This is a genomic window from Flavobacterium sp. TAB 87 (assembly GCF_001529295.1).
Classification (GTDB): Bacteria; Bacteroidota; Bacteroidia; order Flavobacteriales; family Flavobacteriaceae; genus Flavobacterium.
Genome location: NZ_LLWK01000033.1, coordinates 67,608 through 84,111, shown reverse-complemented (window position 1 = coordinate 84,111; position 16,504 = coordinate 67,608). Strand labels below are relative to the sequence as shown.

At 33.6% G+C, this 16,504-nt stretch carries 15 protein-coding genes and 1 riboswitch; of the genes, 5 read left to right on the top strand and 10 right to left on the bottom strand.

Annotated elements, in window-relative coordinates:
- The first annotated feature begins 77 nt into the window (after nucleotides 1-77).
- Nucleotides 78-734: an alpha/beta fold hydrolase gene (locus tag AP058_RS05110; protein ID WP_231739541.1), complete on the top strand. Its 657-nt coding sequence runs from the start codon at nucleotides 78-80 to the stop codon at nucleotides 732-734.
- 288 nt (nucleotides 735-1,022) lie between these two features.
- On the opposite strand, the gene AP058_RS05105 is transcribed toward AP058_RS05110, so the two are convergent.
- Nucleotides 1,023-1,430, bottom strand: a complete 408-nt coding sequence (locus AP058_RS05105; protein WP_066307483.1) for a redoxin domain-containing protein — start codon at nucleotides 1,428-1,430, stop codon at nucleotides 1,023-1,025.
- Nucleotides 1,431-1,576: 146 nt separating this feature from the next.
- Complete coding sequence (locus tag AP058_RS05100) at nucleotides 1,577-2,092, bottom strand: hypothetical protein (protein WP_066307482.1); 516 nt, start codon at nucleotides 2,090-2,092, stop codon at nucleotides 1,577-1,579.
- 166 nt (nucleotides 2,093-2,258) lie between these two features.
- Here AP058_RS05100 and rpmH point away from each other — a divergent pair, with 166 nt between their 5' ends.
- Both rpmH and carB read left to right on the top strand, forming a co-directional pair.
- Complete coding sequence (rpmH, locus tag AP058_RS05095) at nucleotides 2,259-2,420, top strand: 50S ribosomal protein L34 (protein WP_022828464.1); 162 nt, start codon at nucleotides 2,259-2,261, stop codon at nucleotides 2,418-2,420.
- A gap of 146 nt (nucleotides 2,421-2,566) precedes the next feature.
- Entirely contained in the window at nucleotides 2,567-5,419 is a 2,853-nt protein-coding gene (carB, locus tag AP058_RS05090) for a carbamoyl-phosphate synthase large subunit (RefSeq protein WP_066307480.1), read from the top strand.
- Nucleotides 5,420-5,487: 68 nt separating this feature from the next.
- Here carB and AP058_RS05085 read toward each other — a convergent pair whose 3' ends face one another.
- Complete coding sequence (locus AP058_RS05085; protein WP_066307707.1) at nucleotides 5,488-6,012, bottom strand: DUF4252 domain-containing protein; 525 nt, start codon at nucleotides 6,010-6,012, stop codon at nucleotides 5,488-5,490.
- A gap of 223 nt (nucleotides 6,013-6,235) precedes the next feature.
- On the opposite strand from AP058_RS05085, the gene AP058_RS05080 reads away from it, so the two are divergent.
- Nucleotides 6,236-7,681: a S41 family peptidase gene (locus AP058_RS05080; protein WP_066307478.1), complete on the top strand. Its 1,446-nt coding sequence runs from the start codon at nucleotides 6,236-6,238 to the stop codon at nucleotides 7,679-7,681.
- 298 nt (nucleotides 7,682-7,979) lie between these two features.
- Here the strand turns inward: AP058_RS05080 and AP058_RS05075 are convergent, their stop codons facing one another.
- The 7 genes from AP058_RS05075 to AP058_RS05045 all read right to left on the bottom strand — a co-directional run bounded on the left by AP058_RS05075 (nucleotide 7,980) and on the right by AP058_RS05045 (nucleotide 15,193).
- Nucleotides 7,980-9,038, bottom strand: a complete 1,059-nt coding sequence (locus AP058_RS05075) for a hypothetical protein (protein WP_066307477.1) — start codon at nucleotides 9,036-9,038, stop codon at nucleotides 7,980-7,982.
- A 4-nt stretch (nucleotides 9,039-9,042) separates the two neighbouring features.
- A complete protein-coding gene (locus tag AP058_RS05070; protein WP_066307476.1) occupies nucleotides 9,043-10,896 on the bottom strand; it encodes a TonB-dependent siderophore receptor in 1,854 nt (617 codons plus the stop codon).
- Between the two features lie 25 nt (nucleotides 10,897-10,921).
- A riboswitch (cobalamin riboswitch) is annotated at nucleotides 10,922-11,124 on the bottom strand.
- A 72-nt stretch (nucleotides 11,125-11,196) separates the two neighbouring features.
- Nucleotides 11,197-11,751 carry an alpha-ribazole phosphatase gene (gene cobC / locus AP058_RS05065; protein ID WP_066307475.1) on the bottom strand — a complete coding sequence of 185 codons (555 nt, stop codon included), beginning with the start codon at nucleotides 11,749-11,751 and terminating at the stop codon, nucleotides 11,197-11,199.
- The gene (locus tag AP058_RS05060; RefSeq protein WP_066307473.1) at nucleotides 11,736-12,530 is read right to left on the bottom strand and encodes an adenosylcobinamide-GDP ribazoletransferase; all 795 of its coding nucleotides are present in this window, start codon (nucleotides 12,528-12,530) and stop codon (nucleotides 11,736-11,738) included. Before AP058_RS05060 ends, cobC begins: the two co-directional genes overlap by 16 nt.
- A gap of 19 nt (nucleotides 12,531-12,549) precedes the next feature.
- On the bottom strand, nucleotides 12,550-14,229 hold the full coding sequence (gene cobT / locus AP058_RS05055) for a nicotinate-nucleotide--dimethylbenzimidazole phosphoribosyltransferase (protein ID WP_066307468.1): 1,680 nt from the start codon (nucleotides 14,227-14,229) through the stop codon (nucleotides 12,550-12,552).
- A gap of 45 nt (nucleotides 14,230-14,274) precedes the next feature.
- Nucleotides 14,275-14,784, bottom strand: a complete 510-nt coding sequence (cobU, locus tag AP058_RS05050; protein ID WP_066307466.1) for a bifunctional adenosylcobinamide kinase/adenosylcobinamide-phosphate guanylyltransferase — start codon at nucleotides 14,782-14,784, stop codon at nucleotides 14,275-14,277.
- Between the two features lie 46 nt (nucleotides 14,785-14,830).
- The gene (locus tag AP058_RS05045) at nucleotides 14,831-15,193 is read right to left on the bottom strand and encodes a four helix bundle protein (RefSeq protein ID WP_066307464.1); all 363 of its coding nucleotides are present in this window, start codon (nucleotides 15,191-15,193) and stop codon (nucleotides 14,831-14,833) included.
- Nucleotides 15,194-15,356: 163 nt separating this feature from the next.
- Here AP058_RS05045 and AP058_RS05040 point away from each other — a divergent pair, with 163 nt between their 5' ends.
- Nucleotides 15,357-16,499 carry an ABC transporter substrate-binding protein gene (locus tag AP058_RS05040; RefSeq protein ID WP_066307463.1) on the top strand — a complete coding sequence of 381 codons (1,143 nt, stop codon included), beginning with the start codon at nucleotides 15,357-15,359 and terminating at the stop codon, nucleotides 16,497-16,499.
- Nucleotides 16,500-16,504 lie beyond the last annotated feature (5 nt).

Genomic DNA, 16,504 nt, shown 5'->3' with positions numbered 1-16,504 from the left:
AGAAGCTTTAGAAATTAGGTGCTTCTATCAAAAAACTTTAAATTTATGGTTCTTAGAAGTTTAAAATCTGTGAAATAATGACACCAAAAATCCCCGTTTATTTTATGCCTGGTTTGGCTGCGAGTAGTTTAATTTTTGAACGAATTAATCTGCCGGACGAATTTGAAGTTCATCTATTAGAATGGGCTATTCCCATGGAAAATGAGTCACTTTCGGCTTATGCAAAACGAATGACGTTGTCTATTAAGGAAGAAAATCCAGTTTTGATCGGCGTGTCTTTTGGTGGAATTTTGGTTCAAGAGATGGCGGAACACATAAAAGTGAAGAAGGTAATTATTATTTCTAGCGTTAAAAGTAATAAAGAATTGCCGCTTCGAATGCGAATTGCAAAATCTACTCAAGCATACAAATTAATTCCTGTACGATTGTTGGCAAACGTTGAGAGTTTAGCGAAGTTTTCTTTTGGAAAAAAAATAAACAAACGATTGGTTTTGTATAAAAAATATTTATCCATTCGCGATTATAAATATCTAAACTGGGCTATTCGAAGTGTTATTCTCTGGGAGAGAGTTGTTGCAAATCCGAACGTAATTCATATTCATGGAGATTCAGACGACGTTTTTCCTATAAAATGTATTGATAATTGTATCGTTGTAAAAGGTGGTACTCACATTATGATTTTAAATAAATTTCGTTGGATGAATGATAATCTACCTGATTTTATAAGAAAGTAATTAATTTTCTACAAGTGGTAAAACAACCGAATTATTTTTTAATCGTACGGTATTAATCATAGAGATAAAATTTTTATAGCTCTGTTCGGTTGCTTGTTCTAAAGTAATATTTCCCATAAATGGATTGCTAATTCGGTTAATACTTAGCACTTTTTGATTGGAATCAATAAAATAGGAGGTTGGGAAGCCTAAAGTATTTTTTAGCCGCGTTACTAATTCATAATTTTCATTCTCACTAGTGTCCGTATAGCAAATTTGAATTTTTTTATGAAAAAACCGAGACGTTTTTTACAAGTCAGCTCTGGTTCCCCAAAAGAAAACTAAAACTTCTAAGTCGCCATGCTGTTCTTCAACAATTTTGTTGAGTGCCGGAATATCCCCTTTATTTATAATGCACCAAGAGGCATAGGTAATGATAAAGACGGGTTTGCCTATTTTGCTAAGCGTAATTTTTTTGGAAGAAAGATTTTTTACTGTAAAATCGTCAAATTGTGTTCCGACTAATTTATAGTTCACTAACGAATCAAATAACCGCGCTCCTTCTGTGAAATTTTGATCTCTAAAGGCTTTGTTACTCGCTTTGATATACGGACGTATATTTAACTGCAAAGCGCGTGAAAAAGCAACATTAGTATTTTGTCCATAACTAATAGAAAAACAAATTAAGAGTAGTGTATAAAATACCTTTTTTAACATAGCTATTTTTTTGTAACGTTTAAATTATTACAAATCAAGCTACTGCTCTAAAAAACACGTTCAACTGTTTGTTTATTTGATGAACGGCACAAAAAAACCATCCGCAATGGATGGTTTAGTTTATTAAGAAAGAAATTTTATGAAAACTATATTTTCTTCATCTGATCTTTCATCATTATAATTTGATCTTTCAGCATTCCTTGTTTGTCTAATTTTTTAGCTTCAGCTAACAAACCGCTGGCTTCGATTTTTCTTCTTCGAGACATCGCAACCCCTGCAAGGTTTAATTTAGCAACAGCTAAGTCCATATCCATAGACAATCCTAATTCGATTGCTTTTTTGAAATGCTTCTCTGCCTTATTTAAATTGGTTTGCGAAAGCATGATTCCGTGCAAGTAATTAAAGTATCCTTGTTGTTTGCGAACTAGCGCAGTATCGGGATTTTTAATATAAGCCAACCACTTTTTTGCCCCTTCAAAGTCTTGTTTTCTTAATTTAAGAAAGGCTAAAAGAATAAATTCATTCTTAAAATAAAGAAAAACAGGAATTCCTGCTACTAAAATTAAGAAAATTCCATTTCCAATGTTGTTTTCCGTAAACTGCCAAACACTAGCCACTAATATAAGTGCCGCTAGAATTAATTTAATATTTTTGTGAAACATAATAGGGTGTAAATTTATGTTTGCAAAGATAGTAAAATGAATTAAAAATATTTTTATAAAACTTCTTGCTAGTAAAAAAAGACTTTGTATATTTGCACTCGGTTTTGGAGGAAGTCTTTCAAAACTAGTAAAAAGAAAATAGACACCATTTTAAAGATACAAAGCAATGAGCAAAAGAACATTTCAACCATCGAAAAGAAAAAGAAGAAATAAACACGGATTTATGGACAGAATGGAATCTGCGAACGGAAGAAAAGTTCTTGCGCGTAGAAGAGCGAAAGGAAGACATAAACTGACTGTTTCTTGCGAGCCAAGACACAAAAAATAATGTTTGTATAAACATAAATAAGGCGTTACTTTTTTTAAGTATCGCCTTTTTTTATACCTTGTCAGTAAATAAAGGTTTAATCCTTTAGTTTTAAGGTAGCTACAACTTTAAATTAGAAAAAACTATAACTACACAACACAAATAAAATGCCTAAAGACACATCAATTAAATCGGTTTTAATAATAGGTTCGGGTCCTATCGTTATTGGTCAAGCTTGCGAATTTGATTATGCAGGTTCTCAATCTGCACGCTCGATTCGTGAAGAAGGAATTGAAGTTATTCTTATTAACTCTAATCCTGCAACAATTATGACCGATCCAACAATGGCCGATCATATTTACTTGAAACCATTAACTACAAAATCGATTGTTGAAATTCTGAAAGAACATCCGCAAATTGATGCTGTTTTGCCAACTATGGGAGGTCAAACTGCATTAAACTTATGTTTAGAAGCAGAAGAAAAAGGAATTTGGAAGGATTTTGGGGTACGATTAATTGGTGTAGATATTAATGCAATTAATATTACCGAAGATAGAGAGCAGTTTAAACAATTACTTCATAAAATAGGAGTGCCTTCTGCACCGGCAGAAATATGTACTTCTTATTTAAGAGGAAAAGAAATTGCGCAAGAATTTGGATTTCCTTTGGTAATTCGTCCTTCGTTTACACTAGGAGGGACTGGAGCTTCTATCGTTTACAAACCTGAAGATTTTGACCGATTGCTAACCGCCGGTCTAGAAGCATCGCCAATTCATGAAGTACTAATTGACAAAGCTTTGATGGGCTGGAAAGAGTACGAATTGGAGCTTTTAAGAGATAAAAACGATAATGTTGTGATTATCTGCTCGATTGAAAATATGGATCCTATGGGAATTCATACTGGAGATTCGATTACTGTTGCACCTGCAATGACTTTATCTGATACTACATTTCAGAGAATGCGTGATTATGCAATTTTAATGATGCGTAGCATTGGTAATTTTGCAGGAGGTTGTAATGTACAATTTGCAGTATCTCCAGATGAAAAAGAAGATATCGTTGCTATCGAAATTAATCCTCGTGTATCTCGTTCTTCTGCTTTAGCGTCAAAAGCTACTGGATATCCAATTGCAAAAATTGCATCAAAATTAGCTTTAGGATACAATTTAGATGAATTGCAAAATCAAATTACAAAATCTACTTCAGCACTTTTTGAGCCGACTTTGGATTATGTAATTGTAAAAATACCTCGCTGGAACTTCGATAAATTTGAAGGTTCAGATCGTACTTTAGGTCTTCAGATGAAATCGGTTGGTGAAGTAATGGGAATTGGACGTTCGTTTCAAGAAGCCTTGCACAAAGCCACTCAATCTTTGGAAATCAAAAGAAATGGTTTAGGAGCTGACGGAAAAGGATATACCAACTACGAGCAAGTCATTGAAAAATTAACGTACGCAAGTTGGGATCGTGTTTTTGTAATTTATGATGCTATTGCAATGGGTATTCCCTTGAGTCGCCTTCATGAAATTACCAAAATTGACATGTGGTTCTTGAGACAGTATGAAGAATTATATGCTTTAGAAAAAGAAATAGCTACTTATAAGGTAGCCGATTTACCGAGAGAGTTATTGCTTGAAGCGAAACAAAAAGGTTTTGCAGACAGACAAATTGCTCACATGGTTGGTTGTCTAGAAAGTGAAGTGCACACTTTACGTGATACAATGAATATCAACCGCGTATTTAAATTGGTAGATACGTGTGCAGCTGAATTTAAAGCGAAAACACCTTATTATTACTCGACTTTTGAGGCTGAAATTGAAAAAGCAAACGGCGAGCGTTATGTAGATAACGAAAGCGTAGTTTCTGATAAAAAGAAAATTATTGTTTTAGGTTCAGGGCCAAACCGAATTGGACAAGGAATTGAGTTTGATTATTCTTGTGTTCACGGAGTTTTAGCTGCCAAAGAATGTGGTTACGAAACCATTATGATTAACTGTAATCCAGAAACGGTTTCGACCGATTTTGATACAGCGGATAAATTGTACTTTGAACCTGTTTTCTGGGAACATATTTATGATATTATTCAACACGAAAAGCCAGAAGGAGTTATCGTACAATTGGGTGGGCAAACTGCTCTTAAGTTGGCAGAGAAACTTTCTAAATATGGAATAAAAATTATTGGAACTAGCTTTGATGCTTTGGATTTAGCAGAAGACAGAGGACGTTTCTCTAATTTATTGACTGAATTAGAAATTCCGTTCCCACAGTTTGGGATTGCAGAAACTGCAGATGAAGCTTCAGCTCTAGCTGATGTTCTAGACTTTCCGTTATTGATCCGTCCTTCTTATGTATTGGGTGGTCAAGGAATGAAAATTGTAATTAATAAACAAGAATTGGAAGAGCACGTTGTAAACTTGCTGAAAACAATACCTGGAAACAAATTACTTTTAGATCACTATTTAGATGGTGCCATTGAAGCGGAAGCAGATGCAATTTGTGACGGTGAAAACGTGTATATTATCGGAATTATGGAGCATATTGAACCTTGTGGTGTACACTCGGGAGATAGTAATGCAACATTACCTCCTTTTAATTTAGGTGAATTTGTGCTGCAACAAATTAAAGATCATACTAAGAAAATTGCTTTGGGTCTTAAAACGGTTGGATTAATCAACATTCAGTTTGCGATTAAAGACGATACGGTTTACATCATTGAAGCCAATCCAAGAGCTTCTCGTACGGTTCCTTTCATCGCAAAAGCATACGGAGAGCCTTATGTGAATTACGCAACGAAAGTTATGCTAGGACATAATAAAGTAACTGACTTTAATTTTAACCCCCAATTAAAAGGGTATGCAATTAAACAACCCGTTTTCTCTTTCAGTAAATTCCCAAATGTAAATAAAGCATTAGGACCAGAAATGAAATCGACAGGAGAGAGCATCTTGTTCATTGATGACTTAAAAGACGATCAGTTCTACGAATTGTATTCAAGAAGAAAAATGTATTTGAGTAAATAATCTCAGATTCATTATAAAAAAAGCCTCAAGAAATTGAGGCTTTTTTTATAATGAACTGCGAAATAATATTATCGACCGTTTGCTACTTGTTTCAGATACTTTCCACCAGGGATTTGCATTTTATCAATCAATAATGAAATTTCGCTTAAACTAAAATTCCCTTTCAAATCCATTAAAACAGAATCTTCATTGGACGAACTTTCAATAAACATAAACAGTTCCTTAACTTGATTGGCAGTTGCTCCAGCGTTAGAGTAAATAGTAACTGTTTTGCCTGTCTCGTTTACTTTTTTAAGCTCCACTAAACTAGCAGACTTTATATAATTATAAGCGCTAATCTTCATTTCTTTTTCACGGGCAGCATTTTGAGTTGTAAAAACTTTTAGATCGGTTAATTTTTTAGTTAAATTCAGATAGTTTTGACTTACACTGTCAGATCCATCTATTTGTACCTTACCCATTAATTCGAACATCTTTTTTGTGACAACTATAGCATTAACATCATCGTGCTGATCGTAGGCATCAAAAGTGCTCTGAGAATAAAATGTTGTGGTGCAAAGCATTGCCATTGCCAATATTGTTAGTTTTTTCATTTCAATTTTTTTTAAATCCACTTTTTTTGATTTATGCAATACAATATACTACTATAATTGTGCCATTTGTAGGACTACGATAAGTTTCTTGAGCGAAAGCAGATTATTTTATTTTGCACTTATTTATAATCTTAGTGTAATGTGGCTTATTTTTTGTTATTAAAAATATAATTAAAACTAATGCGTTTATATTTACAAGAACCATACAATCGAAATTAACTATATGAAATCTACATTAAAAATTATTGCAGTATTTCTTTTTGCTTCGCTCACCTTCTATTCTTGCCAAGATCAAGATGATATTGATTTAGCGAAACAAGATAACTTAGAAGTTCAAGACTTTATTTGGAAAGGATTAAACCAATACTATTTATGGCAAGCTGACGTGCCAGACTTAGCAGACAATCGTTTTGCCAATCAAGGTCAATTAAATTCTTTTCTACGTAATTATACCGATCCTTTCGAACTATTCGATGCACTGCGTGTTAACCCTAAAATCGATCGGTTTAGTTGGATGGTCAAAGACTACACGGCTTTAGAGCAATCTTTTCAAGGAATAACTACGGCGGATGGAATGGAGTTTGGATTGTCGTATAAATCGAGTGGTAGTTCAGAGATTTTTGGCTATGTTCGGTACATTGTTCCAAATTCTGATGCATCGAAAAAAGACATTAAGCGAGGCGATATTTTTGTAGGTGTAAATGGAACGCAATTAACTGATAGCAATTACCAATCCTTGCTAAATCTTGAAAATTATACGCTAAATTTAGGTGATAATAACGGTGGTACTTTTACCTCAAATGGTAAAACAGTTGCTTTAACTAAAGGCGTATTAGCAGAAAACCCAATTGCCATTCATAAAGTGATTGAGTCAGGTTCTCATAAAATTGGTTACATCATGTACAACGGTTTTTATGCGGATTATGATAAAGAGTTAAATAACGTTTTTGGAGAGCTGAAAGCCGCTGGAGTTACTGATTTAGTTTTAGATTTACGCTACAACGGTGGAGGTTCCGTGCAAACAGCCACTCGTTTGGCAAGTATGATAACGGGACAATTTGATGGAAAGGTATTTTCGAAACAAGAATGGAATGCGAAATTCAATGAGTATTTTAAAAAAGAAGATCCTGAATTGCTGAAAAATTATTTCACAAAAGATTTAGAAGGACAATCTATCAATAGTTTAAATTTGAGCAAAGTATATATTTTAACAACTAAAAGCTCCGCTTCGGCAAGTGAATTGGTAATTAATGGTTTGAAGTCGTATATAGACGTAGTTCAAATTGGTGATGTCACAACTGGAAAAAATGTTGGATCTGTAACTTTATACGATTCGCCAACTTTTACCAAGAAAAATGTAAATCCGAACCATAAATACGCCATGCAACCCATTGTTTTAAAAATAGTTAATGCAAATGATTTTGGGGAGTATTACGACGGACTAGTTCCAACTTACGAACTTAAAGAAAGTCTTAGCAATTTAGGAATTCTTGGAGAGCTTTCTGAACCATTATTAAGTACAGCCGTTGGTAAAATTACTGGAACTCAAAAATTGACAAAGAAGAATCCGAGTTTAGTTTATAAGTACTTTACAGATAATAAAGCGATGAACAATCTAAATCAGATGTTTATAGAAAAAGCTCCTGAAGGACTTTTAAGAGCATTATAGTACTAAAAAACGGCTTCCAATTGGAAGCCGTTTTTGTTTAAAACAACTTAAATAAAAATAATTAAAACGTAATTATGGGTTAACTATTTTCTTCAATAGTAGAAGAAAAATTAGTAGTATACTAAACTTGGATTTATTATATCTTCCTTAATAAAGTTCTTTGTGTGAGTTTTACAACGATAGCCTTTGGTTATAAATGATTTGTTCTATTTGAATTTAGAAAAATCTTTAAGAAAACGAACAGCTTGTAAAGCTTTAAAATGCACCTTCTATTTTATTTAGAAATGTATTTTTCTTACTAATTATTAAAATAAAATCCGTTTGGTCCAACTCCAACTGTTAATTCTTTTTCAAGTGTTCCTGTTAGCGTATAAATGTATGCTTTGCTATTACTAGCGAAATCACCTCCGTCTGCAACATAAATTTTATCATTGTTTACAGCAAAGCCATACATCTTTCCGTAAACAGATGTAGATGTGTATTCAAATATAGACTTAGTTGGAGATACAGTAGCTGTATTATCCATTGCATAAACAGAAGTTTTAGCAGTAAAATAAATTTTGTTTTTATAAACGTCTAGATTTTTAGCACCATCTAAATCTGCAGTAAGTATCACTTTAGAAATAGAATTATCTGATAATTTTACTTTTAAAATTTCACTTCTATCTCCATAAGGACTTCTAATTATATATAAAATACCATCTTTTTCTTCCATTGTATCAGCGCTATCACCAACGAGTAATGCAGTTTCCACTTTTTTTGTAGCGATATTAACAATAATTAATTTGTCATTATCGTAAGGCTCAGTAATATAAAGTTTATTACCTACAAGTTCAATTTGGTTAGCAGTTCCATTTAATGCAATTGTAGATTCTACTTTATTTGTAGATAGGTCAATTACAGCAACAAAATCATCAGTATTTCCAGTTTCTGGATTTGCATAAGAGTAAGTATTTGCATTTGTTACATATGCTTTACCATCTTTTACTACACCGTATCTTGGAGTTTTCAAACCTGTCTCGATTTTTGCTTCTAGTTGAAAAGTATAACGATTAACAACATTAATTACGTTTGAACCGTTTGCAACAATATAAGCTTTGTCTCCGTCAAAGAAGATACTTTGAAGAAAAGTTCCAACATAATCAGACCCATTTACTGTACTGTAAACATCTGCCGTAAAAGTACTTTGATCATCACTTAAAAATGAAACTGATCCTCCATTAGAGTTTCCTTCATTTAGAATAAAAACACCATTGTCATATACTCCTTTTGGATCGTTTGAATTGTCATCATTATTTGAACAAGAAACAAAAAGCGTTGCGCTTAAAGCGACTAAAAATAATCTAGTTAATTTCATTATATTAAAATTTAAGGTTTAAGTACATATTAAAATTTCTTCCAGGCATTGGTCTATTCTCTAAACTTTCGTAAGGAGAATTCCATATATTTAAAACTTGGAAGCCAACTTTACAAGAAGTTACAAGTTTAAGATCATAATCGATTGCAATATTGGAAACAGTGTAAGAATTGACAATTTGCTTGGGATCGTTATCCGATTGAGTGTAAACAAAACCATTGTATAACAACTGATAATTACTCGAAAAGTTCTTATAAGCATATGACAACGCTGCTGTTGCTTTATGGAATGGCACAAAAAACAGTTGCTTTTTTGTTTCAATATTTTCAGAAATCGTGTAAGCATAAGTGGCATTCAAACTGAAACAGTTATTGCCGTATTGATTTCCCCATCCTAATATTATTTCAGCACCGTACGCATTTACTTTATCCGTGTTTTGTGGAGCCCATATGCCTTTATCTCCAGGAACCCATCGTAGTAGATCATCAATTTTATTGAAATAAAAAGTCTGAGTAAGGTTTATTTTTTTAAAATTAAAAACATTTCCAATCTCTGCTTGGTAGGAATTTTCAGGTTTCAAATTTAGATTGCCCCCTTGTTCCCAGTACAAATCATTATATGTTGGAATGCGGAAATTACGAGAAATGTTCATTTTAAAATTATAAAAATTATTGACCTCATAAATTGATCCAAACGAGAATAAAATAGGCGATTTATAATTGTTTGTAAATTCTTTTCGAACCCCATACTCATTTTGCCATTTCTCGTTAAGCTTCTGTTTTGCTAGCAATGCAGTCGAAATAATTTCACGAGTGTTATTTCCAAAACTTGTTCCGTATCCTCTCGTTTTAGTGTAGTCAAAAATACCGTTTACACTAATAGTTTTGCTAAATTCATAACCCAGATTTAAGATGTTAGTCCAGCTTTTTGTTTTGCCGTAACTGTATTTGTTTTCCTCTTTTTCAGGATAATATTGATAGTTTTCTAAAATATACGCAGTTTTAAAACTAGTTATAAAAGAATCAAAGTTGCCATTATATTCTATTAAATTTCTACTGAAACCATTGATATATCTTGATCTGGTTTCAGAGGCAGAAATTAATGAAGTATTTCTATCAGTATTTGATGTTTGACTGTAGGCTTTAATGCTGTTTTTTGAATTGATTTTGTATCCTAAATTAGCATTGAACCCAATCAATTCATACTCTCCATTTTGATTCCAAAGCTGCTCTCCTTTCCAATTATATCGACCGACATAATCGTAATCATTTGTCGAGCTGTTTCTTGAAAAGCCAATTTGTGTGCTCCATTTCGTATTTGAAATATTTACTTTATAGTTGACTCCTTGTGTGTTATAACTGCCATAATCTAGTTTTAAACTATTTTCAAATTGATTCGTAAATTTCAAAGTAGTATTTAAGTGAACGGTTCCACCAATCGCACCGCTTCCGTAAATAACACTTCCTCCACCGGCCTTTATGTCAATCGAATTGAAATCAGAAGAGGCAATAGTGTTAAAATCGGTACTTCCGTTCATCTGAGAATTGATATTAATGCCGTTCCAAATAACAGCAGTTTGCGAAGCAGTAGTTCCTCTAAAAGCTACTGTAGAAAGCATCCCACGACCGTATTCTTTAAAATAAATTGTTGAATTGAAATTTAGTAAATCTGTTAAAAGCGCTTCATTTTTTACGATAGTAGAATCGTTCAGATGTAAAACGGACTGAGAATCGCTAAATTTTTTAAAGTTTTGGTCTGCAATAACCACTTCGTTAAGTTTAGTAATACTATCGTTCTGTGCCAAAATAATTTGGCAACAAGTCATTAAAATAAATAAAAAGAAATAGTTCGCTTTCATAATTTCTAAACCCTTCTTCCCGAGAGTTCAATTTTTATGCAAAGGCAGGTCTCCTGGCTTGCGTTTTGTTGTTTACCTTCCCATTCGGTGTGTCGAACAGTGGCTTGTAGTTAACAACAAACATTCCTTTCGGAACTAAGCTTACAGTTGCGGGTACAGCTCAAGAATTAACTTGATTCCCTTTTAATGTGTGTGAAAATATACACAACCTTAATGCGGTGCAAATGTAGTAGTAAAAAACAGCAATATGAAAATTTGTTTGAAATTTTAAATTAAATTGTATTTTTATGTATAATTATTTTATAATGAATTAGTTGCTAATAATGTAATTTGAATAACTTCTCCAAAAGCAACATTATTCTGAAAAGCGTCTTTCAATGCAATACCGTTCACATGACACAAAATGCTGCGAATGATTCCAGCATGAGCCACAATAATAATATTCTTATCATTTTTAAATTTGATTTCATTTTCTATGAAATCAACTACTCTTTGATGTAAATCTTCAAAGGATTCTCCATTTGGAACGCGAACTGAAACAAAATCTTCCATCCAAGGGTTAAGATGTTCGGGATTGATTTCATCCCATTTTTGCAGTTCCCAATCCCCAAAATTCATCTCCATTAATCGATTGTCGACTGTCAACGATTGTCTTTTTTTTTGAGATGCAATGTAATTCGAAAGTTTTAAACATCGCTGTAGCGGACTAGAGTATACAATTCCGTTTTCAGGAAGTTGCTTGCTAATTTTTTCAAAAATTGCATCATGTGGTGTAACAAGATCCACATCGGCTTGACCATAACAGATTCCTTTGGCACAAACCGTTTCTGTATGACGTACTAAATAAATTTCCATATAGCAATAACAGATAAGTAAAAGATGATTTCGCAAATTTGCTGTGTTGCTCCCAAGCAGTCGCCAGTATAACCGTCAATCCATTTCTGAAAATAACGTGCTAAAAAATAACGAATTATAAAAACAGGCAGCAGCACAATTAGAATTTCATATTGAAAATAAGCTAAAATTAAAAGAGGTAGCAAGCCGAAAAATAAAGCACCAACCACTTCTTGCCATCCAAAGTTTTGTGCAATCGGTTTACTTTTGCTGCTTGCATCTTCGCGAGAATATTGATGTGTAAAAACAATGCTAATTGCCGCCAAGCGACTCACGGAGTGTCCAGAAATAAACAATAGGGCAAGTGAAAATAAATAGTGATTTGGAATGATATTTATGTGCGATAATTCATTTAAAGAGGTGAATTTCAACAAAAAAAGAACAACTAAGCCAATCGCTCCATAAGCGCCTATTGCACTATCTTTCATAATAAGAAGAATTTTTTCTTTGTTCCAGCCGCCACCAAAACCGTCGCAAACATCTGCAAAACCATCTTCATGAAAAGCACCAGTGGTTAAAATTGTTGCCATTATTCCGAAAACAATTGCAGTTTCATTCGAAAATAATTGAGACGAAATATAAAACGCCAAGAAAAAAATAATCCCCACAATCCATCCAATCAAAGGAAAATAACGAGAAGCTTTATTTAAATAATCTGGATTGTGATCGATGTTTTTGGGACATGGAATGCGGGTATAAAACATCAAAGCGGTAAAAAAAATATGCAGTTGTTTTTTCATTTAGTTATTTGTGTAATTTTTATTGCTGACTCACACCAGCATTTTCAAAACTTGCCATTTCATTAAAAAAGGCAACTGCCGACTGGATAATTGGAAATGCAACTGCGCAACCTGTTCCTTCGCCTAAACGCAAATTTAGTTGTAAAATAGTTTCAGCATTTAAATAGTCTAATAATTTCCGATGTGCTTTTTCATCAGATTGATGACAGAAAATTGCATTTTGCTGAATAGTAGGATTCATGGTTTTGGCGATCAAAAATGCAACCGAACAAATAAATCCATCAACTAGAATAAGCATATTATTTTCAAAAGCTGCTAACATTCCAGCGGCCATTTGTGTAATTTCGAAACCTCCAAAATACGCTAGGACTTCATTCAAATCGGTTGAGCCAGAGTAATTTTCAATAGCTTTCTTTAGAATTATATTCTTTTCATTTAGCTTCGTATCATTCAAACCCGTCCCTCTTCCCACACATTCTTCAATGGGGATTTCAGTTAATAGACTCATTAAAACAGCTGCTGTTGCTGTGTTTGCGATTCCCATTTCGCCAAAACCAATGCAATTACTTCCATTTTCAGCAATAAGATCTACGATTTGTTTTCCTTTTTCAAAACATAATTGCAATTCGATATTACTCATTGCAGCCCCGTGAAGAAAAGATTGCGTGCTTTTGGCAATTTTACAATTCAAGAGTTCCGTATTGGTTGGAAAATCATAATTCACGCCCGAATCAATAATTTTTAAATCTATTTTATGTTGTCTGCAAAACACGTTAATCGCAGCGCCACCTTCCAAGAAATTGGCAACCATTTGTCGGGTAACATCTTGCGGATACGCACTCACGCCGTGCAATGCAATACCATGATCCGCGGCAAAAACGACAATTGTTGGTTTTTTGATTTCTGGTGTTACCGTTTGAAAAACGCTAGCCACTTGAAAAGCAATTTGCTCTAATTTTCCCAAAGAGCCAGTAGGTTTTGTTTTTCCATCAATTTTATCTTGAATTGATTGAGTGGAAAATAGAGTAGGTGATGCTGCTATTTTTTTATGAGTTTCAATCTGCTGTGAGATTGTTTTATCGATACTACTAATTTCTGTAACTACTGGAATTTGCGATTTTTGCTTCCAATCCAACTGCTGCAACATGGGTTGGTTGTCGTAGTTTGTCGCTGGCTTTCCAACACAAAAATAACCCAAAGGTTCAATGTTTTCGGGCAAGTTTAAGATTTTCTTAAACTGATAATAATTAATAATCGAAACCCAACCCATTCCATATCCCTGTTCTGTGAGCGACAGCCACATGTTTTGAGCTGCACAAACCGAACTGAATTTTACTGCTTCATTGCTGCCAACAGTCCCGATAGTAAATGAATTTAAAACGGATCGATCATAAGCAATAATTAAACCGATCGGCGCTTCTTCGATCGCTTCCAATTTCAAAGATTTATATTTTGTTTTTTGCTTTTTATCATCTGTCAAGTCCGAGGCCTTGGCGTCATAATCCAAAAACAAGGCTTTAATTGCCTTTTTAACTTCAGGTGATTTAATGATATAGTAACGGGTCGCGTCAGTCAAACCAACCGATGGTGCCCAATGTCCAGCTTGCAAAGCTTTTTGCAAAACAGCATCAGGAACTTCATCGCCAGTAAAATGACGTGTATCCCGTCTTGCTTTTAAGATATCATCTAAATTGCTCATTTTGAATTTATTTTTTCGGTAAAACTGTGATTGAAATTGCTTTTGCTACCCTTTTATTTTTACTGCAATTCCAGAAACCATCAACGTCACTTGATCTGCGTTTTTTGCTAAAAACTGATTCATCCAGCCTTGAAGCTCGGTAAATTTTCGGCCAATAGGCGTGTCCGCATGAACGCCCATTCCAATTTCGTTGGTTACAATAATCAAAGTTACATTTTCTTGCGCCGCCATTTTGGTAAATTCAGCTTTTGCTTGCGTTAAACTTTCGGTCACATCATTTTTAGTATCCACAAAAAAGTTGGTCAACCAAAGCGTTACGCAATCAATCAGCGCCACTTTATCCGAAAAATCTATTTCACTCAACTGTTTTTCTTTCTCAATATTCGTCCAGCGCTCGTCACGTTCCGTTTGGTGTCGGTCGATTCGGGTCTGAAAATCGGCATCCCATTTTCGTGCAGTAGCCACATAAATCGGAGTTGCCGAAAGTTGTAAAGCCAAATCTTGAGCATAACTGCTTTTGCCTGAACGTTCTCCGCCAGTAATTAAATAGATCATGGAATTAATTATTAATTATAAATGTTTAATTATGAATTTTTGTTACTTACTTATTTATAATTTGTGCTTTCGTTGTCTTTAATATACTGGTAATCAATTTCAGGATTTCTACAGCATCAATTATAATATTTTCGTATTCCTTGTCATTGAGATAGTTAGTAGCTTTAAGTAGTTGTAACCAATATACAGTTTCATTTGCTTCTTTTTGAGCAATCGCAAGTTTATGAATAAAGTCTAATTTGCTTTCGGCATGTTCTGATTCTCGAATCATCGCGCCAACGCTCGTGCCCGATCTTAATAGCTGTTTGGAAAGTATATATTCTCTTTTTTCGACAGATAAATACTGATATAATTTTACAATTCGAATTGCGAACTCAAAACTTTTAGTATTCACGATATTTTCTCTCATAATTCGCAATTTATAGTGGACAATTAAGAATTGATAATTAATAATTAACAATTTATAATTGTTTAGTTAATGTAAAGATAATGGTTGTTCAATTTTTTACCAGCAATAATAAACAAGAAATTTATAAATTCTTCTACCTTTGTCGCTATTCAAATTGTAAATTATGAAAGGAGTATCATACAAATTGCTATTTATAGTTTCTTTTTTAACAGTTGTCAGCTGTAAAAAGAAAGAGGAAGTTAAAGTCGAAAAAGCGATCATCGTACAAAATAGTGTTGAATATGCTGCGGGTTTATCCATTCAAAAATACGACGGGTATTCGGTTGTAAAAGTAAGCAATCCTTGGCCTGATGCCAATAAAAAGTTTACATATATACTAGTAGAAAAAACAGAAAGTGTTCCCGATAGTTTAAGAAAGTATCAAAATATTACTGTTCCTTTAGCGTCTATTGTAGTGACATCAACTACCAATATTCCTTTTTTAGAAATGTTAGAAGTAGAAACCAAATTGGTTGGTTTTCCACATACCGATTATGTTTCTTCTGAAAAAACGCGTGTTTTAATTGATAAAGGAAGTGTGAAAAATGTCGGACAAAACGAAAGACTAAATATCGAACAACTAATCGATTTAAGTCCTAGTTTAATTGTGACTTTTGGAGTAGATAACAGCAATCCAATGTTGGACAATTTACAAAAAAGTGGTTTAAAAGTACTTATTCAAGGCGATTGGATGGAGCAATCTCCACTAGGGAAAGCCGAGTGGATCAAATTATATGGAGCACTTTTTGGAAAAGAAGAGCAAGCCAAAGATATTTTTGATAAAATTGTTATCAGTTACAATCAAGCCTTAAAATTAGTCGAAATGAGTGACGCGAATGCCACTGTTTTATACGGCTCTATGTACCAAGATCAATGGTATGTTGCACGCGGAAAAAGTTGGGTATCGCAATTTATGCGTGATGCAAAATCGAATTATTTATGGTCTGATCTTGACGGAACCGGAAGTTTAGCTTTGTCATTTGAAAAAGTTTTGGACAAAGCCAAAGAGGCTGACTTTTGGATCTCTACAGGCTCTTTTAAGTCTTTAGCAGAATTAGCGGCAAGCAACCCACATTACAGTCAATTCGCTGCGTTTACCAGTAAAAACATCTACACTTTTGAAAATAAGTTTGGCGCAACAGGCGGAACGATTTATTATGAATTAGGTCCAAGTCGTCCCGATTTGGTTTTGAAAGATTATATCAAAATATTTCATCCTGAACTGTTGCCGAGTTATGAATTTACTTTTGCTCAAAAACTAAATTAAGTACG

Excerpts from the sequence above, each read along its gene's own strand:
- AP058_RS05110 (WP_231739541.1), top strand. The coding sequence starts at position 78 with ATGACACCAAAAATCCCCGTTTATTTTATGCCTGGTTTGGCTGCGAGT.
- AP058_RS05105 (WP_066307483.1), bottom strand. The coding sequence starts at position 1,430 with ATGTTAAAAAAGGTATTTTATACACTACTCTTAATTTGTTTTTCTATT.
- AP058_RS05100 (WP_066307482.1), bottom strand. The coding sequence starts at position 2,092 with ATGTTTCACAAAAATATTAAATTAATTCTAGCGGCACTTATATTAGTG.
- rpmH (WP_022828464.1), top strand. The coding sequence starts at position 2,259 with ATGAGCAAAAGAACATTTCAACCATCGAAAAGAAAAAGAAGAAATAAA.
- carB (WP_066307480.1), top strand. The coding sequence starts at position 2,567 with ATGCCTAAAGACACATCAATTAAATCGGTTTTAATAATAGGTTCGGGT.
- AP058_RS05085 (WP_066307707.1), bottom strand. The coding sequence starts at position 6,012 with ATGAAAAAACTAACAATATTGGCAATGGCAATGCTTTGCACCACAACA.
- AP058_RS05080 (WP_066307478.1), top strand. The coding sequence starts at position 6,236 with ATGAAATCTACATTAAAAATTATTGCAGTATTTCTTTTTGCTTCGCTC.
- AP058_RS05075 (WP_066307477.1), bottom strand. The coding sequence starts at position 9,038 with ATGAAATTAACTAGATTATTTTTAGTCGCTTTAAGCGCAACGCTTTTT.
- AP058_RS05070 (WP_066307476.1), bottom strand. The coding sequence starts at position 10,896 with ATGAAAGCGAACTATTTCTTTTTATTTATTTTAATGACTTGTTGCCAA.
- cobC (WP_066307475.1), bottom strand. The coding sequence starts at position 11,751 with ATGGAAATTTATTTAGTACGTCATACAGAAACGGTTTGTGCCAAAGGA.
- AP058_RS05060 (WP_066307473.1), bottom strand. The coding sequence starts at position 12,530 with ATGAAAAAACAACTGCATATTTTTTTTACCGCTTTGATGTTTTATACC.
- cobT (WP_066307468.1), bottom strand. The coding sequence starts at position 14,229 with ATGAGCAATTTAGATGATATCTTAAAAGCAAGACGGGATACACGTCAT.
- cobU (WP_066307466.1), bottom strand. The coding sequence starts at position 14,784 with ATGATCTATTTAATTACTGGCGGAGAACGTTCAGGCAAAAGCAGTTAT.
- AP058_RS05045 (WP_066307464.1), bottom strand. The coding sequence starts at position 15,193 with ATGAGAGAAAATATCGTGAATACTAAAAGTTTTGAGTTCGCAATTCGA.
- AP058_RS05040 (WP_066307463.1), top strand. The coding sequence starts at position 15,357 with ATGAAAGGAGTATCATACAAATTGCTATTTATAGTTTCTTTTTTAACA.